18 protein-coding genes are annotated in these 20,490 nt (G+C 57.1%); 13 read left to right on the top strand and 5 right to left on the bottom strand.

All coding sequences use genetic code 11. From position 1 onward, the window contains the following. The first annotated feature begins 52 nt into the window (after positions 1 to 52). From KQI65_01040 to KQI65_01030, 3 genes are all read left to right on the top strand, one after another. Positions 53 to 424: a response regulator gene (locus KQI65_01040; protein MCB2203304.1), complete on the top strand. Its 372-nt coding sequence runs from the start codon at positions 53 to 55 to the stop codon at positions 422 to 424. After that, positions 424 to 1,137, top strand: coding sequence for a hypothetical protein (locus KQI65_01035; protein MCB2203303.1), 714 nt, complete (start codon positions 424 to 426; stop codon positions 1,135 to 1,137). Before KQI65_01040 ends, KQI65_01035 begins: the two co-directional genes overlap by 1 nt. 205 nt (positions 1,138 to 1,342) lie before the next feature. Next, positions 1,343 to 1,726, top strand: coding sequence for a response regulator (locus KQI65_01030; GenBank protein MCB2203302.1), 384 nt, complete (start codon positions 1,343 to 1,345; stop codon positions 1,724 to 1,726). 20 nt (positions 1,727 to 1,746) lie between these two features. Here KQI65_01030 and KQI65_01025 read toward each other — a convergent pair whose 3' ends face one another. Further along, a complete protein-coding gene (locus KQI65_01025) occupies positions 1,747 to 3,315 on the bottom strand; it encodes an aldehyde dehydrogenase family protein (GenBank protein ID MCB2203301.1) in 1,569 nt (522 codons plus the stop codon). Positions 3,316 to 3,507: 192 nt separating this feature from the next. On the opposite strand from KQI65_01025, the gene tsaA reads away from it, so the two are divergent. Both tsaA and KQI65_01015 read left to right on the top strand, forming a co-directional pair. Next, the gene (gene tsaA / locus KQI65_01020; protein MCB2203300.1) at positions 3,508 to 4,296 is read left to right on the top strand and encodes a tRNA (N6-threonylcarbamoyladenosine(37)-N6)-methyltransferase TrmO; all 789 of its coding nucleotides are present in this window, start codon (positions 3,508 to 3,510) and stop codon (positions 4,294 to 4,296) included. Next, complete coding sequence (locus tag KQI65_01015; protein MCB2203299.1) at positions 4,281 to 4,988, top strand: DUF2461 domain-containing protein; 708 nt, start codon at positions 4,281 to 4,283, stop codon at positions 4,986 to 4,988. Before tsaA ends, KQI65_01015 begins: the two co-directional genes overlap by 16 nt. A gap of 126 nt (positions 4,989 to 5,114) precedes the next feature. Here the strand turns inward: KQI65_01015 and KQI65_01010 are convergent, their stop codons facing one another. Further along, positions 5,115 to 6,332 (bottom strand): metallophosphoesterase, encoded by a 1,218-nt coding sequence (locus tag KQI65_01010; GenBank protein MCB2203298.1) that lies wholly within the window; start codon positions 6,330 to 6,332, stop codon positions 5,115 to 5,117. A gap of 188 nt (positions 6,333 to 6,520) precedes the next feature. Between KQI65_01010 and KQI65_01005 the strand changes: the two genes are divergently transcribed. Both KQI65_01005 and KQI65_01000 read left to right on the top strand, forming a co-directional pair. Continuing rightward, the gene (locus KQI65_01005) at positions 6,521 to 7,537 is read left to right on the top strand and encodes a YncE family protein (GenBank protein ID MCB2203297.1); all 1,017 of its coding nucleotides are present in this window, start codon (positions 6,521 to 6,523) and stop codon (positions 7,535 to 7,537) included. Positions 7,538 to 7,789: 252 nt separating this feature from the next. Further along, the gene (locus KQI65_01000) at positions 7,790 to 8,395 is read left to right on the top strand and encodes a sterol desaturase family protein (GenBank protein ID MCB2203296.1); all 606 of its coding nucleotides are present in this window, start codon (positions 7,790 to 7,792) and stop codon (positions 8,393 to 8,395) included. Positions 8,396 to 8,502: 107 nt separating this feature from the next. Here the strand turns inward: KQI65_01000 and KQI65_00995 are convergent, their stop codons facing one another. Next, positions 8,503 to 9,237: a C40 family peptidase gene (locus KQI65_00995; GenBank protein ID MCB2203295.1), complete on the bottom strand. Its 735-nt coding sequence runs from the start codon at positions 9,235 to 9,237 to the stop codon at positions 8,503 to 8,505. A gap of 298 nt (positions 9,238 to 9,535) precedes the next feature. Here KQI65_00995 and KQI65_00990 point away from each other — a divergent pair, with 298 nt between their 5' ends. Continuing rightward, the gene (locus KQI65_00990; protein ID MCB2203294.1) at positions 9,536 to 10,585 is read left to right on the top strand and encodes an AI-2E family transporter; all 1,050 of its coding nucleotides are present in this window, start codon (positions 9,536 to 9,538) and stop codon (positions 10,583 to 10,585) included. A 285-nt stretch (positions 10,586 to 10,870) separates the two neighbouring features. Here KQI65_00990 and KQI65_00985 read toward each other — a convergent pair whose 3' ends face one another. Further along, positions 10,871 to 11,308: an Hsp20/alpha crystallin family protein gene (locus KQI65_00985; GenBank protein MCB2203293.1), complete on the bottom strand. Its 438-nt coding sequence runs from the start codon at positions 11,306 to 11,308 to the stop codon at positions 10,871 to 10,873. Between the two features lie 336 nt (positions 11,309 to 11,644). Here KQI65_00985 and KQI65_00980 point away from each other — a divergent pair, with 336 nt between their 5' ends. The 3 genes from KQI65_00980 to KQI65_00970 all read left to right on the top strand — a co-directional run bounded on the left by KQI65_00980 (position 11,645) and on the right by KQI65_00970 (position 16,349). Continuing rightward, complete coding sequence (locus KQI65_00980) at positions 11,645 to 12,460, top strand: DnaJ domain-containing protein (protein ID MCB2203292.1); 816 nt, start codon at positions 11,645 to 11,647, stop codon at positions 12,458 to 12,460. 15 nt (positions 12,461 to 12,475) lie between these two features. After that, positions 12,476 to 15,088, top strand: coding sequence for an ATP-dependent chaperone ClpB (clpB, locus tag KQI65_00975; GenBank protein ID MCB2203291.1), 2,613 nt, complete (start codon positions 12,476 to 12,478; stop codon positions 15,086 to 15,088). Positions 15,089 to 15,203: 115 nt separating this feature from the next. Continuing rightward, complete coding sequence (locus KQI65_00970; GenBank protein MCB2203290.1) at positions 15,204 to 16,349, top strand: hypothetical protein; 1,146 nt, start codon at positions 15,204 to 15,206, stop codon at positions 16,347 to 16,349. Here the strand turns inward: KQI65_00970 and KQI65_00965 are convergent. Then, the gene (locus KQI65_00965) at positions 16,336 to 16,692 is read right to left on the bottom strand and encodes a translation initiation factor (protein MCB2203289.1); all 357 of its coding nucleotides are present in this window, start codon (positions 16,690 to 16,692) and stop codon (positions 16,336 to 16,338) included. The genes KQI65_00970 and KQI65_00965 overlap by 14 nt on opposite strands. A 307-nt stretch (positions 16,693 to 16,999) precedes the next feature. Here KQI65_00965 and KQI65_00960 point away from each other — a divergent pair, with 307 nt between their 5' ends. Together KQI65_00960 and KQI65_00955 are read left to right on the top strand one after the other, a co-directional pair. Continuing rightward, positions 17,000 to 19,222 carry a hypothetical protein gene (locus KQI65_00960; protein ID MCB2203288.1) on the top strand — a complete coding sequence of 741 codons (2,223 nt, stop codon included), beginning with the start codon at positions 17,000 to 17,002 and terminating at the stop codon, positions 19,220 to 19,222. A 16-nt stretch (positions 19,223 to 19,238) separates the two neighbouring features. Then, positions 19,239 to 20,372: an aminotransferase class V-fold PLP-dependent enzyme gene (locus tag KQI65_00955; protein ID MCB2203287.1), complete on the top strand. Its 1,134-nt coding sequence runs from the start codon at positions 19,239 to 19,241 to the stop codon at positions 20,370 to 20,372. Positions 20,373 to 20,490 lie beyond the last annotated feature (118 nt).

The raw sequence follows: 20,490 nt of genomic DNA, 5'->3' as shown, positions 1-20,490 counted from the left end.
TGTCCTATATTACCCGGTACCTGAGCCCGGGTCACTTAACTGGAGACTATTCATGTCCGAGAAGACTACGAGCATTCTGGTTGTCGAAGACGACGAGCAGAGTCAGAAATACATGCGCATATTGCTGTCACGGGAGTACGACGTGCATATTGCCGCGACCGGACAACGAGCCTGGGAAATTCTGGAAGAACATTCCATCAACCTCATTTTGATGGACCTGTCACTTCGCGATGGGGAGGATGGTCTGCAGATTACCCGTAAGATTCGCCAGGATATGCGTTTCAAGGACATATCCATCATCGCGTTGACCGCCCACGCGTTTCCGGAGGACAGAAAGCGCAGCCTCGAAGCTGGCTGCAACGATTATGTTTCCAAACCGTTTCAGTGGGTGCATCTCAAAAGCGTGATGGAGAAATTTCTCTGATGCGGCGTATTCCCGCCCTTTTCCTGTTTTTGCTGCTTCCTTTCGTCACCTGTGCACAACTGCAGGTGCAGCCTGCGTATGGACTGTATCTGAGTACGGACCGCAGTTCAGGGACGCTGCAGCTCCGCTCGACTCAGGCCACGGTGTACACGGTGTCTGTGGAGGACAGGGACAGCCTCGGTCGCGGAAATTCCTGCCATGACTGGTTGAAGGTGCAGGAAGACGAACTTACGTTTGCGGCACAATCGGCGGCGCGTCTCCATGTCAGCGCCACCATTCCGGGTGGGAGCAGCGAAGGCGAATACTGCAGCGATATCGTCCTTCGTCCGGACGACGGCAGCGAAGCACTGCGGATTCCGATCCATGTCCGCGTCGGTGAAGTGTACAGTGATGTAAAGCTGACGAATGCCGGGGCGCAGCGCGACGAGGAAGCGGTGACCTTCATGTTTGAACTCTCACAGATGGGGAATGCGGCGTACCGGGGGAATTGCGTTCTGACCATCGAAAACGGGAGTGGAAAGGAAATTCATCGGCAGGCGGGCCATGTCGATGTCTACGGGAGCTCCCAGCAGACCGTACGCCTTCCTTCCGCGCGTGTTCCGAAAGGACGCTATACCGTGCGTATGGCCTTCGATTCCGAGCGGAAAGATCTCGGAGACAAGGCCATCCCGGTCATGCCCAAAAATTATAAAATCGTCCTTACGATGAAGTAAATGTCATGCATGCGGCGGGACTGCGTGCATGAGACAGAAAAAGACAGCGCACGGAGCGAAAGCATTACCCTAAGAGCGGGGAATTCATTACATTCCCCTGCACGATTCGGACACTGGAGCTCCGGGTCCCATCATTGAGAGGCGGCGGGGCGGCAGCCCGGCAAGAGAACGCACTGTTTCACAAGCTCGCAGCGGAAGAACGAACATGAACGCGATCAGACGTTCCAATACTATCGTCGTAATTGAGGATATTGGTTCCATTACCAAACTTCTCTCCATTATTCTTCGCAAGGCGGGGTTCGAAGTCGAGACCTTTGAGACCGGGGAAGCTGCCTGCGAGTGGTTGAAGGAAAATCAACCGACACTTGTGCTTTGTGATATCATGCTCCCCGGCATGCATGGTGAAGAGGTGTTGTCCTTTATCAGGACACTCCCGCATGGCGCGGATCTCAATGTGCTCGCCGTCACTGCGCTGGCCAACCCCGGCGACCGTGAGCGGCTGCTCAAGCACGGATTCACCGATCATATTCCGAAGCCGATCAATCCGGGTACATTCATTACCCAGATTCAGCATTATATCGAGGTTTGAATCCCGCGGGGTGTTCCCATTCACCCCAGCCGTTTCCACAGGGCGGTGTTTTCAGGATATTCAGGCGTTGCGATCACGGTACTGATGCAGAACCGTCGCAGCGCCTCTTCTATTGATACGGTTCCGAGGGCTGAATCGCGTTTGCCCGTAAACGGAAAATGATCGGGTCCACGCTGACATTTCCCATTGATATTCACACGTCCCACATACCGCGCTGCCGCGGTAATCATGTCGCGCAGCAGGGCGGGATCCGAGCCAAAAATGCTGCACTGCTGACCGTAGCGCGCATGCTTGATATACTGCAGGGCGCTGGCCGCATCGTTGAAAACGACTACGGGGAGAAGGGGTCCGAACTGCTCCTCGTCGTACAGCCTCATGCCTTCGTGTACGTCGCCGAGCAGCGCGGGGCGCAGCAGTGTGGCCGTGCGTTCCCCGCCGTGCGGGGTGAGCAGGCGCGCACCTTTTTCAATCGCGTCATGAAGCAGCGTTTCGAGATACTCCGCGTGCGCGGGCGAAATGACCGGTGTACAGCGCACGGCATCCCAGGGCATACCCGGAACGCTGTCGGCGAACGCTGCGGAGAGACGGTCGATGAAGGTCTCGGCAATCTGCTCATGGACGAAAAGCATCTTGATTGCCGCACAGCGCTGACCGTTGAATGCAAGGGCTCCTTTCACCACCTCCTCGAGCGTGATTTCCAGCGGCGCGTCCGGCATCACGATTGCCGCGTTTTTGGCCTCCAGTCCGAGCACCGTATGCAGGCGATGCGGGGCCGGATGCATTTTGACAAGCGCATCGGCGGTGGAGCTGGTGCCGATGAAGGCAAATATGCTGATGCGGCCGCTGCGCATCATCGGTGCGAGAAGCTCTTCGCCGTCTCCGAACAGCACGCTTACAATACCGCCGGGAAAATGCGTCGCGAAAACCGGCAGCAGCAGGCTGTAGAGCAGGGCACCCTGCGGAGGCGCCTTGATGATGACGGTGTTGCCCATGAGCAGGGCGGGGATGGCGTTTGTCAGCGTCTCGTAGAACGGGTAGTTGTATGGTCCGACGCAGAGGGCGGGACCAACAGGAAGCAGATCCACGCGTCCCACCACCTGCTGCAGTGATGTGTCGCGCCGTTCACGTTTATCGAGATCCAGCGCCGCTTCCACGGTTTCGAGCGCATATTCGAGCGTACGGTCGAATTCGTTCTGCGCTTCCTCGAATACTTTCCCGACTTCCCACATGATATGCAGGGCGATGCGGTCGCGCAGGGGCCTGAGATCGGCAACGAAGCGCCGCACGACATCCGCGCGCTGTTCGAGCGAAAGCGAAGGCCAGGGACCGTCACCTGCGTCGAATGCTGCCGCCGCACGCGCAACCGCTTCGTTCGCGACCGCTTCGGTAAGGCGCGGAATGCTGCCGAGCGCAGGCTGCACGATACTGCCGTCCCCCATGCGCAGCGGAATGGGGGAGTGCACTGCGAGCTGTGTACCCTCCCACTTCTGCAGACCATTGAGCAGGTACTGCCGATTCACGGTCTCGGGGAAGCGGAACTGCGAGGGGATTTCTTCCGGTGACGGTATCAATTCGAGAAGTGTATTCATCTGTCTGCTCTTGCTGTGAAGACGCGGTACGCTCCGATGTTGACGACCGGAAAACGTCCCGCATTCAGGTACATCCCCAAAAATACGAGAGCTTGCGCTGAAAGCACAGGATTAATTCCTCCCCTGCCCAGGAACCTTGCCCCTGATTTTGCCTGTGTTATGGAAAAAGCCACGAACAAAGTATTTTTCCCCATGCACAGCATCACTCTCGAATCCATCGGCGTCCTCCTCTCGCCGCGCAAGCACCGTTATGACGTCCCCCGCCAGGGGACGCTCGATGGCAGTCACAAAGCCCGGGTCGTCCTTGACGAGGGCAGGAATTTCGAACAGGCGCTTTCGGATCTCGAAGGTTTCGAGCGCATCTGGCTGCTGTATGTTTTCCACCTCAACGAAGGGTGGAAACCGCGTGTCCAGGTGCCGCGGCATCGGAAGGATAAAGTGGGTGTCTTCGCGACGCGTGCACCCTATCGGCCCAATCCGATCGGACTCAGCTGTGTCAGGCTGCTTGAGGTCAGGGGACGCGAGCTTGTCGTGAGCGAATGCGATCTGCTCGATGGCACACCGATTATCGACATAAAACCGTATCTGCCCTATGCGGACGCATTCCCCGATGCGGCGACCGGCTGGGTACCCGGCGAAGAAGTGAAATATCGCGTGGAGTTTTCCTCTCTTGCGATGGAGCATTTTCTCTGGCTGCGATCCGAAAATATCGATCTGCTCCCGTTCGCGGAATCCCAGCTCGAAGCGCAGCCTGCTGACAGCAGCCGTAAACGTGTGCAGCGCATCTCCGATGACCGTTATCAAATTGCGTACCGGACCTGGCGCATCGAGTTCAGCATCGACGAAGACGCGGAAGTCGTGCGTGTCGAGGGTGTGCGTTCCGGGTATTCAGCAGAAGAGCTGCACGACAGCTATGACCCGTATGAAGACAAATCCCTGCATCGACAATTCACTGAGGACTGCCCATGGCCAGAAAAATAAATCCCTTCGAACAGGACGCGCTGCCACCGTTCAACGGCTTCCCGAAAGCAACCATGCGTTTTCTGCGCGACCTGAAAAAGAATAATGATCGCGACTGGTTCAACGCGAACAAACCGGTCTATGAACAGAATGTGAAAGAACCCATGCTGCAGCTGCTGTCCACCCTCGCCGTGCGCATGAAAGGTCTGCAGCCGGATATCATACTTGAACCGAAAAAGGCCATGTACCGCATCTACCGCGATGTGCGTTTCAGCAAGGACAAATCGCCGTACAAGACCTGGATTGCAGCGGCATTCACGTTCAACGGCTATGACCGCAAGCACGACGCCGCGTTTTATTTTCACATTACTCCGGGTGAAGTGGGCATCGGGGGCGGACTCTACAATCCCATGGGAGACCGCCTGAAAAACCTTCGCGCCGCTATCGACAGTGATGCCGATGCGCTGCGCGCCATCATCGGTGAAAAGAAGTTCGTCAAGGAATTTGGAGGAATGATCGGAGATGAACTGCAGCGTGTGCCGCAGGGATACGACCGCGAACATCCCGCGGCCGATCTGCTGAAGAAAAAACAGTTTCTGTGTTGGAAGGAAGTCCCGGGTTCACTGATTCATGAGGCGGAATTCCTCGAAGAACTGGTACGGGATTTCAGCGCGATGTCACCGTTCGTCCGCTGGCTCGCCGAGCATTCCTGACGCGTATGTTGCTGCGTTGAATGCAAATACCGCTGCTGCCCCGCTGAAGAATGCGAGCGGCCCGAACTTCCGATGTGCTGCATTGCGCGCGGCCGGAAGGCGCATTACGCGCGGCCGGAAGGCGCATTACGTGCGGCCGGAAGCTGCATGGCGAGTCAGACGGTAGACCGGGAGTTCCGTCGGACAGCCCAGGCGGTAAGGGAACCAGTGTCCGGCCCCGGCGCTGACATAGAGTTTGCTGTCACCTTTCTCGTAGAGTCCCCACATGTATTTCTCCGGATTCAGCGCGTAGAGCAGACTGCGTCCGTTGAAGCCGATCTGTCCCCCATGCGTATGTCCCGCAAGTGTCAGGGGGATACCGGACTGCGCGGCCCGGTCGAAGCCCGTGGGACGATGGCTCATCAGGATGCTGAAGGCGTCGGACGGTGCATCCCGCATTGCGCGGTCGATCGTCTGTTCGTAGAAATGTTCGGGATTGTTACGGATGGATCGGGGATCGTCCGCCCCCGCCAGGTAGAGGGATGCACCGTTGACATCCACCCGTGTGCCGCTGTCGAGGAGCAGGGGAATGGGACCGCGTTCATAGGATCGGAAGATGCTGCGAATGCCGCGGAAATATTCATGATTCCCGATGGAAGCGTAGATGCCGTAGCGGTTGGGTATTTCTCCTGCCAGGCGCAGCGCGTCGAGATAGGTTGCGGCGTCATCGGAGAAGTCGCCGGTGATGAGCACGAGATCCGGTTTCTGTGCTGATGCCAGTTCGATGATGCGTTCGAGATCATCGAAGCCGATGAAGTAGCCAATGTGCACGTCGGAAATATGCAGAATCCGCATATTCTCGAGCTCAGGAGGCAGTTGCGGGAAGTGGAGGGGGATCTCCGGGGTGCGGGGATCGCGATACGCATTGGCGACGCCGCTGCCGCCGGCCGTGATCGCCAGCAGCGGGAAAGCCGCCGCGGATGTGGTCAGGATGCGCCGGCGCCCGGGATCGGGAGTGGATTGTTGTTCGCTCGGCGCGTTTTTTCTGCCCACCCAGCGGATGATGCGGTCGATGACATGGAACACCCCGCTGAAGGGCAGGGAGAGCATGAGGGCGATACCGAGGACGAAAATCAGCGCGGTGAGTGTCGCGCCCACAGTCAGCATCAGATCCGCTTCCAGCGCGATGCCTCCCGCCCAGAGTGCGAGTCCCAGCAATCCCGCCAGCGGCAGGGCGTACGACAACCTGCGTATACGCTGCATCTGCCACCAGTCGCGATGCAGCAGCTTGAGCAGCACGATCTCCACAACGCTCAAAATGGCGATGGAAACCATGCTGAAAATAACGGGGAAGTACACTCTCATGGGAACATACCCTTCCGGTCAGAGGTATCAGCAGTATTGCGCCGCGGGGGAAACGCATGCAGGCGCGTCATTCGCCGCGAATCAGCCGCGGATGAAATTGACCAGCCGACCTTGTTTGAAACATCTGTCTTTACTACCATTGTAATTGCCCGACCACCTTCTCCACTTTTCACGAAACGAGCAAAGCTATGAAACAATTCCTTACCCTCTTCGCTTTCCTGCTGTTGAGTATTTCCTTCCTGCATTCGACAGCTGTTGCTCAGGAAACTTATGTATACGCCGCGCTCACGGATGAAGGCAATATCGCCGTGGTCAATCCGGCGACCAGCCAGTTGCTGCAGCGTATCCAGGTCGGACGCGATCCTCTGTACGTCGTGCCGAACGCGGACAAGAGTCGCCTTTACGTCAGCAACACCGGTGACATCACTGTATCCATCGTTGATCTGGCGGAAAACACGGAAAAACAGGTTCTGCGCCTCCCGGTGAATCGTCGCGGCATCAATGCCGGAGTGATGATTCGCAACTGGGAAGGAACACGTATCTTCGTTGCCGAACGCGCGGACGATGCCTCGAAGGAACTTCGCGTGTACGTCATCGATACGCAGAAGGAAAACATTATCGCACAGTTCGATGCCGGACGCAGCATCAACGCGCTGGCGATTTCGTCAGACGGATCGAAACTGTACGTCGTCAACAAGGGTGAAGGCATCAGGGTGTTCAGCACGCAGGATTACAAGCCGATGGGCAGCGTTGCGCCGATCAAGGGATATGAGAAAGACCTCTATGCCATGGCCTGCAGTCCGACAAAAGCACTCGCGTACGTGTCCTACGGTCCGGCAAACAAGATTCAGGTCATCAATACCGCGACGAACAAGGAAACGGCTGTGATCGACATGCCCAAGTACCATACGGGCATTCAGAAGCAGATCACCTTCTCGCCGGACGGCAAGTACGCATTCGTGATCAATGACAAGCAGACCTTCCGGGAAATCGAAGGTGTCAACGTGATCGATGCTTCCAATAACGATGTGATCAAAATTTTCAATGCCGGGAAGGTGCTGCAGGGACTGGCCATCACGGATGATTCCAAGGTGTGCTACGTCGCATCGACCGATCTGAAATGGTACAATCTGCTCACGCTTGAGCACATTCGTTCGATCTCGCTGCGTACGACCATCGGCGGAATCGTCGTTATCGAGCGCTGATAACAGGTACAGAACGTGTAAGCTGCAGCGGCTGACGCCGCGTCACAGCCTGCCAACGCGGACCACGGGGTCCGCGTTTTTTTGTCTCAAGGAATGCAACCATGTTCGATTGTGTTTCAAATCTAGAAGCAATAGGGATTTTCCGGTTTATGCACTTTTTGCATATTTCCCGGGAATTCCGGGTCAATCAACCATCGGACGTGTTCTGGACACATGAAGCATTACGTTTCCAACCGACGTGAAACTCCGCGGATGTTTCGCAGTAATTTCATCGAGTTTTTTTCACGGGTACACTGGACGGTGCCGCTGATTATTTTCGTACCCGTCATTCTGCTATTCGTCTACCTCGCGGTTTTTCGCTATGCCCTGCTGCTGACGACTCTCGTCCTGCTGCTCCTTGCCGGTCTGTTTTTCTGGACGCTGACCGAGTACGTGCTGCACCGCTTCGTGTTTCATTATGAACCCAGTTCAGAGTGGGGCCGGCGCGTGCACTGGACCTTTCACGGTGTGCATCATGATTATCCAAGCGATCCCCTGCGCCTGGTCATGGTGCCGTCGGTGAGTCTTCCCCTCGCATCGCTTTTCTATCTGCTTTTCCACGTAACGCTGGGCAGTTCGTATGCAGCGCCGTTTACCGCCGGTTTTCTAACCGGCTACCTTTTCTACGATATCACCCATTACGCCGTCCATCACTTCCCCATCAAGGGTGCGGTGTTTGGTACCCTGCGTGAATGGCATATGCGGCATCATTTTCAGGACCCCGACAATGGCTTCGGCGTGAGTTCACCGCTGTGGGACCACGTGTTCGGGACGCAGCTGAAGCGCAAGTCTCCTTCTGCTCGCGAGGCGGAGGGCTGAAGATCGGCCGCGTCGTTCGCAGCGCTGCATAGGCTTCAAAGTGATTGAAAAGAAAACGCCCCATCCCGGAAAGGATGGGGCGTTGTGATATTCGGAAAAAGCAGATATCAGGGACTGGCGAAAACGCCCGACTTCCCGGCATCGGCTGCATGTTCGCTGATGAAGCGTCCACCGAAACGGAATCGGCGTTCGTAGTAGCCGTCTTTGATATGGTTGAAGGTGACACCGCGCGATGTGGAAGCGTGGGCAAACACGCCGTGTCCGAGGTACACCCCTACATGTCCGATACGGCGGCTGTTGCGGTTGGTCCCGGTAAAGAAAATCACATCACCGAACTGCATGCTGTCGACATCGAAAATCGGGGTGAACTGTCGTGCCTGCATGCGCGAGGAACCGCGGAATGTCTTTCCCAGCGCCTCTGTGTACACCTTGGAAGTAAATCCTGAGCAGTCGATGCCGCGCCTGGAGCGTCCACCATAACGGTATCGGGTTCCGAGCCACTTGTCGATGGTCTGCATCAGCTGCAGGCGCATGATGGGATTCACGAAGGGAGAGCGCGGATCGTAGCTATCGGATACGGGAAGGGTACTGCTTCCGTTGTAAAACACTTTTTCGAAACGTACCATCTCCGCTTCGAGAATATCTGCGTAGGCCGGCAGGTATTCACGGAGCACAGAGAGTGCGCGCTCTTTGCGGCGGGATTTCTTCTTGTCAGGGGAGCTGAAGGCAGTGACCTGCAGGCGTCCCTCATGCGTTGCTCCCGCCATCATCGCCGGCTTCATGAAAAAAGCGGCGGCGAGCGTGAGCAGCGCAAGCAGTTTAATCAGTCGTTTCCTGTTCATTACGTCCAGAACTAATACTACATATCTCGTGGCCGGTCGCATACGGCGCAGTTACAAAGTTACTGCCTTTTGTATTCACCAGGCAACACTTTTCAACAGCAACATCGTGTATGCATTTGTCATACAGCATTTCCACGCTGTACCGGGGGCGGGGCTTCATCCACAGGTCTGGTGGCGAAGCTGCCGCAATTCCGGCCTGAATACATGGGATGAACAATATGGGTTGAGGGATTCAGGGAGTTTCATATCATCGCCGATACTGCTACATTTCAGGCGTCCATCACCTGCCGGAGGCTCCATGGAACAGAGAGAACTGCGCATTATTACCGTATTTCTGGGAATTATCGTCGTGTTCGTTGCGGGGATCGTACTGCATCAGCTGCAGTCGGTCATCCTGCCTTTCGTCCTCGCGATATTTCTTTCCTACATCTTCAAGCCGATCGTCCTGTACCTGAAAAAGAAGCGCGTTCCCTCCGCCATCGCCCTGCTGGTGGTCGTGGTGTTCATCCTGGCACTGTTTTTCGGCCTCTCATCGATCATCTATTCCAGTTTCGAATCCTTCGTCCGGGAATTCCCGAAGTATCAGCAGAAGCTGACCACAATGGTGAATGATGCGACGGCCATGCTCGATTCTCTCGCGGCGCGCTATGACATCAAACCCGAAAGCTTCAGTCTTACCAACATCGTCGATGTTTCCGCAGTGACCACCATGCTTACGAGCGGAGCAGGATCCTTCATCACCCTCCTGGGCAATCTCATTGTCGTGGTGCTGCTGATGTTCTTCATTCTCGCCGGCAGCGGGGAAATGATACGCAAGCTTCATGTCTCGATGTCGGAGCGTCACAGTGAGCGCCTGGCCTCGATGTTAGAGAAAATCGATCTCCGCGTGCGCCAGTACCTTATTACCAAGACGCTGATCAGTCTCGGGACAGGTGCGCTGACGACGGTCATTCTCCTGATTCTCGGGGTGGACTTCGCGCTGCTCTGGGGTTTCCTGACATTTCTGCTGAATTTCATTCCCAATATCGGATCCGCCATCTCGGTAGTATTCCCTCTGCTCATTTCCTTCCTGCAGTTCGACAGCATCGCCACGCCGCTGCTCGTGCTCATCCTTCTCGGAGCGACACAGTTTCTCATGGGCAACGTCATCGAACCAAAACTCATGGAATTCAGTCTGAACCTGAGTCCCCTCCTCGTCCTCGTCGCCCTGTTCTTCTGGGGATGGATCTGGGGCATCATGGGGATGATACTTGCGGTCCCGATGATGTCGACGCTCAAAATCATATTCGAGAACGTGGAGAGCCTCAGGCCCATCGCCGTGCTCATGAGCAGCCGGGCCGAGAAATAGCAGCCGGGCCGAGAAATAGCAGCCGGGCCGAGAAATAGCAGCCGGGCCGAGAAATAGCAGCGAAGTTGTGAAATAAAAATGCCGCCTCCCCGGAGGGAAGCGGCATTGCTGAGGTCACAGGATCTGTGTGCTGTTGTGATCGTGTGCTGTTACCGGCTCGCCGTGCGAAGGTGATCGTCGTGCGAAGGTGATCGCTGTGCGAAGGTGATCGCCGTGCGAAGGTGATCGTCGTGCGAGCCTGTTCGCTGCGCGAACCTGTCCGTTGTCAAGCGGACGTTTCAGCCCTTAGTTGATGGAGATCTGACGGGGCTTGACTTCCTCGGCCTTCGGCACGCTCACGGTGAGCACGCCGTCTTCATAGCGGGCGCTGATGCCGTCGGAGTTGACCTGCGTCGGGAAATTGAAGGAGCGATAGAACTTTCCGCTCACGCGCTCGACGCGGTGACAGGTGTTGTCCTTGCTCTCCTCGATCGCCGCACGCTCACCGCTGATCTTCAGCGTACCGTCGGAGAAATTCATGTGAATGTTGTCCTTCTTCATGCCCGGAAGGTCAAAGGTCAGTGTGTATGCGTCTTCGTTTTCGACGATGTCAACCATCGGACTCCACACGGCGGACTCATAATCCTCATCATGCCGCTTGGTATCCATTCCATTGAATACACGGTTGAACTCACGCTGCAGATTCATCATGTCATTGAGGGGATTCCAACGAACGACTGTCATAGTATCATACCTCCTGTTAAGGTTGGTGGTTGTTTTGCTCGTACACCAGTAATGCTGCATAAGCTGTGCCAATTTGAAAAATCTGCCATTCCTTCAGGAAATAGCGTCATTGTGGCGTATCTGAGTATGCAGCATGACAATTCTGCAGTTGACATGCGCCAATATGTCGCTATTGGCTGACATAATGGCGGCAATTGAGCGATTTATCACTCTGGTACGACTATTGCGACATGTATAATAGTTGTGACAGTCCGGAGAAATCCGCTGTACCGAAGATGTTCTTTAGAACGGAGCATTTCAGACGAGATCGGACAGCCGGACAAGGAGAAAAAACGAATGGAACAGAAAAACTATTATCAGATACTCGGGGTAAGTGAGAACGCGAGTGCGGACGATATCAAGAAAGCGTACCGCAAGCTGGCGAAGGAGAATCACCCGGATACGCATCCGGGGGATGAGGGTGCGGAAGCGCGTTTCAAGGAGATCGGGGAAGCATATGACGTTCTCAAGGATCCCGCGAAGCGGAAGAAGTATGACGAGCTTCGCCGCTACAGTATGGGCGGGGGACAGGGGTCGATGTCGTACGAGGATTTCATGAGCCGCTTCGGCGGACAGCGGTCCGGTACGAACGAGGAATTCACCTGGGGTTTCGGTGGCGGCAGTCTGGATGATATTTTCTCGTCACTTTTTGGTGGAGGAGCCCGTTCGTCGCGTCGCACGCGGCGGAATCCCGGCGGCTTCCACTTCGACTTCTCCGGCGGCGGCCGTCCCGGCACGCGAAGCGGCGCCACGCACGGTGCACCGCACGGGACTCCGCACGGAGCCCAGCCACGCGAGCCGCAGGCGACGTCCGATCCCTTTTTCAAGCGCAAGGGAAATGACGCGTACGTGGATATCCCGGTCAATCTGGCCCAGGCGATGCTCGGAAGCACCATTCGCGTGCGCACGCCACAGGGAAAGAAAGTAAATGTGAAAATTCCCGCTGGCGGACCGCCGGAATCCGTGCTGCGCCTCCGGGGCATGGGCTATGCCGCGAGCGGCACGACGGGTGACCTGTACATTCGCAGCCATCTGTCACTGCCCTCTTCGCTCAGCGATGCGCAGCGTGAGGAAGCGGCGGAGATGTTCCGACGCTGGGGAATGAAATTTTAGGATAGAGGTATCAGTATGAGACTTGATCAATTTACCGTGAAGGCGCAGGACGCCATCACGCAAGCACAGAATATATCGTCGGAGTACGCACATCAGCAGCTCGAGCCCGAGCATCTTCTGCTCGCATTGCTTGAGGACGGTGAAGGAGTGCCCGTTTCCGTCATCACGCGCATCGGCGCGAACCCGGAATCACTGCACGCTGAAGTCAAACGCATCGTGCAGGAAAAACCGAAGGTGTACGGTGGGGAATCTGGCAAAGTGTACCTTTCGTCCGCGCTCGAAAAGCTCTTCCGCAAAGCGGAAGAAGAAATGCGCGGTTTTCATGACGAATACATCAGTACAGAGCACCTGCTGCTCGCCCTGGCGGGGGATACGGAATCCGATGCAGGCCGCACGCTCTCCGCGCAAGGTGTGACACGGAAGGATATCCTCACGGCATTGCAGGCCATTCGCGGTTCACAGCGCGTGACCGATCAGTCGCCCGAGGAAAAATACCAGGCCCTCAAGCGTTTCGGCCGCGACCTGACCGAGTTTGCACGGCGCGGTAAACTCGATCCGGTAATCGGACGCGATGAGGAAATCCGTCGCTCGGTGCAGGTACTGTCGCGGCGCACGAAAAACAATCCAGTACTCGTCGGCGATCCCGGCGTCGGAAAAACCGCGCTGGTCGAGGGAATCGCACAACGCATCGCTTCGGGTGATGTGCCGGAAGGACTCAAGAACAAGACGCTGTTTCAGCTCGATATCGGCGCACTGATCGCGGGTGCGAAATTTCGCGGGGAATTCGAGGAGCGGCTGAAGGCTGTGCTCAAGGAGGTTGCCGAATCCGACGGACGCATCATTCTCTTCGTCGACGAGCTGCATACCGTGGTCGGCGCGGGCGCGGCCGAAGGCGCGGTCGATGCCGGCAACATGCTCAAGCCTATGCTCGCCCGAGGAGAATTGCGTATGATCGGCGCGACGACAATGGACGAGTACCGCAAATACATCGAGAAGGACAAGGCACTGGAGCGGCGTTTTCAGCCCGTGGTCGTGGGTGAGCCCTCGGAAGCGGATACGATTTCGATTCTCCGCGGACTGAAGGAAAAATACGAGCTGCATCATGGCGTGCGCATCACAGACGGCGCCATCGTCGCTGCCGCGACGCTATCACACCGCTATATCGCGGACCGCTTCCTGCCCGACAAGGCCATCGATCTCATCGATGAATCCGCCGCGCGGCTGCGCACGGAAATCGATTCCATGCCCGAGGAAATGGATGAGATCGACCGTCGCATCAAGCAGCTGGAAATCGAAACTGTTGCGCTCAAGAAGGAGAAGGACGAGGCTTCGGCTGAACGCCGCGAAAAAATCAAACAGGAACTCGCCGATCTCAAGGAACGCTATGATTCGATGTACGGCCGCTGGCAGAATGAAAAAGAAGTGATTGCGGAAATCCGCGGTACGAAAGAGGCGGTCGAGGTCACGCGCTTCGAAGCAGAAAAAGCCGAACGCGAGGGCGACTTCAACCGTGCGGCAGAGCTGAAATACGGCAAGCTCATCGAGCTGGAAAAAACCCTGAAAGAGAACAATCGTCGTCTCGAGGAAATGCATCGCGAAGGCGCGCTGCTCAAACAGGAAGTCACCGAGGAAGATATCGCCGACGTCGTGTCGCGATGGACGGGCATTCCCGTTTCCCGCATGCTGGAAAGCGAGCGGGAGAAAATCCTTCACATGCCTGAGCGCCTGAAAATGCGTGTGGTCGGACAGGATGAGGCCGTCGAGGCGGTGTCGGAATCCGTCCTGCGTTCCCGCGCCGGCATGAGCGACGAGCGCCGTCCCATCGGTTCCTTCGTCTTCCTGGGTCCCACCGGGGTCGGCAAAACCGAACTGGCCCGTGCGCTGGCGGAATTTCTCTTCGACGATGAAAACGCCATCGTGCGTATCGACATGTCGGAATACATGGAACAGTTCAACGTCAGCCGCCTCGTGGGCGCACCTCCCGGTTACGTCGGGTATGACGAAGGGGGACAGCTCACCGAAGCTGTGCGTCGTCGTCCCTACAGTGTGGTGCTGCTCGACGAAATCGAAAAGGCGCATCCCGAGGTGTTCAACGTCTTGCTGCAGGTGCTCGATGAGGGACACCTGACCGACAGCAAGGGACATGTGGTGAACTTCAAGAATACCATCATCATCATGACCTCGAACCTCGGGGCGGATTTGATCATGGAACGCTTCCGCGCAACCAGCGAGGAAAACCTGGACAGCGCATACACGGAAACGCGCCGCGACATTCTGCAGCTGCTGCAGAAAACCCTGCGCCCCGAATTCCTCAACCGCATTGATGAAGTGCTCATGTTCCACCCGCTCTCGAAGGGACATCTGCACCGCATCGTCGAAGTGCAGTTTGAGCGCCTCGTACGAGCGAGCCTCAAGCGGCAGGGCATGGATGCCACGATCAGTGCAGCGGCGAAGGACTGGCTGGCCGACCAGGGGTATGACCCGGTATTCGGCGCGCGTCCCCTCAAGCGGCTCATGCTGCGGGAAATCGTCAATCGCATTTCCGCGGGCATCATCCGCGGCGATTATCAGCGCGGCATGACTGTCTCAATCGACGCTGATGCTGAGGGACTGCAGTTCAGCGTATAACTTCAAAACTGTCCCCGGGCAGGTCTGCTGTCCGGGGGCACACTTCCTCCCTTGTCCGTAAGAATCAAAACTTCTATTATTCCCCAAGCATTTACCCACGCTGCCGAGGAGCATTATGCGCAAGGGGCTCATTCTCCCGTTACTTCTTCTTTCCATTATCATTGCTGCCGCCTGCTCGGAGGATCCCGTTCCTACCGCGACCAGCGGCAATCCCCGCATTGACCTGCAGCAAGACAGCATCGTACTCAGCGATCCGAGCATGCAGTACGTCTCGATTGAGGATGTCGTCATGACTCCTCAGGGGGAATTCTATGCGGGGGGATACGAGTTGATGTTCCTCGATGACACGACTACCAACGTCCAGGGCAATATCTGGAAGCTGAGTGAAGACGGCATCTGGCGCAGCGTCCTCGATGCATCGATGCGGAGCCGTGTGAATTATGTCATAAGCATCGGCACGTCACCAATGGGGACAATCTGGGCGATCGGACTGCGTTCGGATCCCACGCCTGAAAATCAGAGTCTCATCATGCGCGGCATCGACGACAATTGGGCGGTGGTCGGCTCCGAGGAGAATTTCGTGCTGTCGGGACTTACCGTGGCGGGCGAAGACGATGTCTGGATGTATGGCTCCCGTTTTTCCGTTCTTCATTACGAAAACGGAGCGTTCACCTCGTCCATGATTCCCGACAGCGCGTTTGGCAGCTATGCTGACAGCTCGCGATACATTCTCGACCTCGCCGTAACCAGCAACGATGCCTGGATGCTCGTTCGGGCCGGGAGGGCCGGTACTCCCACGGAACCAGCCGGCCGCGTGATACTGAAATTCAATAACGGCGGCTGGGAGCCGATTTACGCGGAAGGTGCTGTTGATACGACCGGCCAGATTAATCGTGGACTCGCTGCGCTGCTCCCGCACAGGGATACCGGTTTGCTGGGAATCGGACAGGCAGTGTACAGATGGGACGGGGAGAAATTCAACCAGGAATATCGATCACGCGTCGGTGGCTCGCTTCTCTGCGCAGCACTGGCACCGAGTGGACAGATACTCGCAGGTGGGTATGACATGTCGGCCGCATGGAGCGACGACACCTACTGGTTCGGCGTGCATATCGATTACGATGGGGTTGTCAATCCTGAAGGGTATAATATCACCTCCCTGGCCTTCCATGACAGCCTGGCGGTCATGGCCGTGCGTCCCTTCAACACCACCGCTTCCATGCTGCTGCGGGGACCGATGAGCAGGATTACCCCCCCGTAACCCTGAAGCCCTTGGCGCGAAAATATTCCGCCGCTGTTTTGCGGTGATCTCCCTGTATTTCAATGGTGTCGTCTTTCACGGTACCACCGGCGCCGCAGCGCGCCTTGAGTTCGCGCGCATAGTCTTCCATATCGCGTTTCATGTGATAGAAGCCCATGATCACGGTGACGCCCTTTCCCTTTCTCCCTTTCTTTTCCAGCTGCACATGCAGCTTCACCAGTGACGTCGTGCGGTCAGCTTCTTTCCCGCTTTTCTTTCCCGAAGAAACGTTTTCCTGTGCGTCTTCCGGACTGCGTCCGAACAGTGCGCCGAGATCGGACAGATCGTTCAATTTCGCGCTCATGCGTCCTCCATGTTTCACCTGTATTATAGAACCACGGGGCGACAATTCCCATTCCATCCCGGCATCCGCAGCGCACTCACGCGATCCTAACACAAATGCCAAACGATGCAAATCGTTGCGTAACATTTCAGACTGATATTGCAATACCCTCCCATATAGAGCGAAAAGGAGAGGGGCAGTGTAATCAGTAATTTCCCTTCACCCCGCGGGTACCCTCCTCCGCACACTGCCCCTCATTTTTTTCTCCCGCTCTTCTCCACGAATTTTTCACCTGTGCCGATTTGCAGGAGTTCCGTACATTTCTCTCATGCGAAGTGTTTTACCGATAGTGCTGCTGTGTTTGCTCGCACAGGGACTGCAGGCCCAGGAGTATGTGTTTACACCTTACGGCCCCGAACGCGGGGTGCCGCGGGATATCGTCACCGATATGCTGCAGGATTACCGGGGGTTTGTATGGGTGGCGCTGGCGCATGCGGGCGTGCGGCGGCTCGATGGAAGCAATGCCGTTGCGCTGCGCTCGGCACAGCAGCCGCTTTCACGCGAAGCGTTCGCACTGGCCACTGACCAGGTGCATCATGTGTTCGTGGGAGGGAACGCCGGCGTGGTGGCGGTACGCCTGCATGAGGATGCCCATGACAGCGTCGAACATGTGCTGAGTGCGAAGCTGCGAAAGATCGATGGTCCCGTGCGTCGCCTGGAAATGCGCACTCCACAGATTCTTTACATCGAGAACGCCTCCGGGGCGTATGAGCTGGACCTGCGGGACAGCACACTCACGGAAGCAGAACTGCGTCCCCCGCCTCATGGCGTCCTTTCCGGCACGCTGCCGGAATTCACCGTACGGGATGCGGCGCGCGACTGCCTGAAGCGGGAGTGGGTGGCGACGGATCGCGGACTGCTGCTGCGCGATGACTCGCAGCAGTGGCTGTTCGATGCGGCAAACGGACTTCCTGCACAGGATGTGTACTCGGTTATGATCGACCGCGAAGCGAATGTCTGGTGTGGTACGTCCGAGGGACTCTACATGCATGTGCCGGGTCGCGTGGTGAACTACAGCATCGGGAATTCGCTTCCCGCCGATTTCGGCGCCGTGCATTGCGTGCTCGAAAGTCATGATCGCAGTGTCTGGATGGGAGGCGACGGCGGTCTGCTGCGCTTTTTCGGGGGTCCCACCCTGCGGCTGAGCGAAGTGGACGGACTTCCTTCCGCACCCGTGCGCGCCATGCTGGAGCTGCCGACGGGCGAATTGCTGGTGGGGACGGATGATGGTCTGGTGGTGTGGACGGGCAGCACCTTCACCGCGGCACCCGATGCGCTTACGCTTCCGGACCGCCGCGTGACGGCAATGCTCCAGGCGGAAGACCGAAGCTACTGGATTGCGACGCGGGGAGGATTGCTGCACTGGGACGGAACGCGGCAGCAGGTGTTCACCCGGGCCGACGGACTGCCTTCCGCCGACATTCATGCACTGGCTGAGGACGCATATGATCTGCTGTGGGTGGGTACTTCAAAAGGTCTGGTGCGCCTCTCATCCGACAATACCATGTCCCCCGTCATGGACAACGAGTTGAGCGACATGCCCGTGCTCTCGCTGTATGCCGACAACAAGGACAGAATATGGATCGGAACCGGTGGCGCCGGCGTGTACGTCCACAGCCGGAATGGCTCGGTACAGATCACGCGTGAAGGCGGACTTGCCGGTATGAACGTGGGTTTTATCACCGCCGATAATCATGGGACACTGTATTTCGGAACCGGAGCCGGGGTGTCGGTTTTGCCAGAGGCGAACATCAGGTATCTCATGCCCGTCGATTCCGCCGACAGGTATCGCAGTACTGATCTGTTCGCTCATCTCCCCTATCTGAAGCGTACCGCCATGCACGTGCTCGACCGCAGTACGGGACTGCTCACGGCGGAGTACGTGCGTGGATCAGTGATGCGTGATGGCATCGGACGGCTCTGGTTCAGCAACAGCCGGGGGGTGAGCAGTTACAATCCTCCGCGTCCCACAGGCCGCGGATACTGGCAGCCTCCGCTTTGCCGCCCCGTCCTTGAAAAAGACGATGTGCCGCGTTACCGCATTCACATCGCCGATCTCTGCATCAATGACACCTGCACGACGATGCGCTACAACATCACGATCGGACCGGATGACCATGTGCTGCGCCTGCGCCTGCTGTTGCCGACTTTCCGCAACCCCGGCAAGCTCCGGTATTTCTATCAGCTCTGGGGAATGGAGTACAGCTGGCATGAATCCAGTACGGGCGAAATCCTGTATACGGGACTGCCTCCGGGCAGCTACACACTGGTTGTGCAGGCTGCGCTCGGGGAAGGGGCGTGGACAGACCGCTACCGGATGATGGATATCGAGGTGACCCCGCCATTTACCGATACCTTCTGGTTCTGGCTGCTTTTGATCGCACTGGCATTTTTCCTCGGGTATATCGCCCAGCGCCAGCGTCACGCCTGGCTGCTCGCACGTGAACGCCGGCGCCGCAGGGGTGGCGGCATGACATACAATCCCAACTAGATGAGAGAACTGCAGCATGACCGTTGAAGAAATCCGATCCCGTTTCCCCTACCTGCAGAACGATATGGTGTATCTCAATCATGCGGCCACCGGTCCCTGGTCCCTCGATGTCGAAGCTGCGGTGCAGCGACACGTCGAAGGCAGAACGCGCGGCAAGGTGGAAATTTTTTCAGAAACCATCGGGATCATCAATGAGGCTCGCAGCATGGCGGCAGCCATGATCGGCACCGAAGCCTCACGCCTTGCGTTCGTGCTCAATACGTCTGAAGGACTCAACGTGCTGGCGCAGGGACTGCCCTGGAAGGAGGGTGACAGGGTGCTGCTGATCGACCGGGAATTTCCCTCGAACATTTATCCTTTCCTCAATCTGACACACCGCGGGGTGGAAGTCGATTTCGTGCCGCAGCGGGATGGGCGCATCGATCTCGATGACATCGAGCGTGCCATGACGCCACGCACACGCCTCGTCGCTGTCAGCTGGGTGCAGTTCCTTTCCGGTTTCCGCATCGACCTCGCTGCGCTGCGTGCGATCTGCGACAGGCATGACGCACTGCTGAGTGTGGACGCCATCCAGGGGATTGGCGCGCTGAAGCTCAACCTGCGTGAGACCCCGGTGGATTTCCTTTCCTCCGGCGTTCAGAAATGGCAGCTGGGTCCCCAGGGCGTGGGCATCATCGCCGTATCGGAGCGCGCGCAGCAGCAGATTCAGCAGGCACATCTCGGTTGGATCAGCGTTGAAAACGCCTGGGATTTTTTCGACTACAAACTGCAGCTGCAGTCCGATGCCCGTCGCTACGAAAACGGCACCTTCAACTCCATCGGCATCACCGGCTATCACGGTGCATTGAAACTGTTTGAGCGCATCGGACATGATCGTGTGCAGGAACTCGTGCTCGCGAACAGCGCCTACGCCATACGGCGGGCCAGGGAAATGGGCTTCGAGGTTGTCACACCGGAAGAGGAATCCTCCCGCGCCGGCATCTGCACCTTCCGTCACGAACGTGCCGATGAAATCCAGCAGTATCTCGCCGGGGAGAACATGATCGTTTCCGCCCGCGTGGGACACGTGCGTCTTTCCCCGCATTGCTACAACACCACGCAGGAGATCGACACCGTGCTTGAGGCTGCGGCGTCCTTCGTGCGTGGCTGACAGCGCCGGTCCCCTGCCAATTTCCAATTCAGAGGCACAAGTGGTAATTTTCAATTTCACGTGCGCCTCGCAGGCGTGCGTTTCGCACACTGCTTCCTGTCACATACGGAGAGAGTTC

The organism is bacterium, from assembly GCA_020444325.1.
In the GTDB taxonomy this organism is placed as follows: Bacteria; Bacteroidota; Ignavibacteria; order SZUA-365; family SZUA-365; genus BM516.
This window is presented reverse-complemented; position numbering and strand designations above follow the sequence as displayed.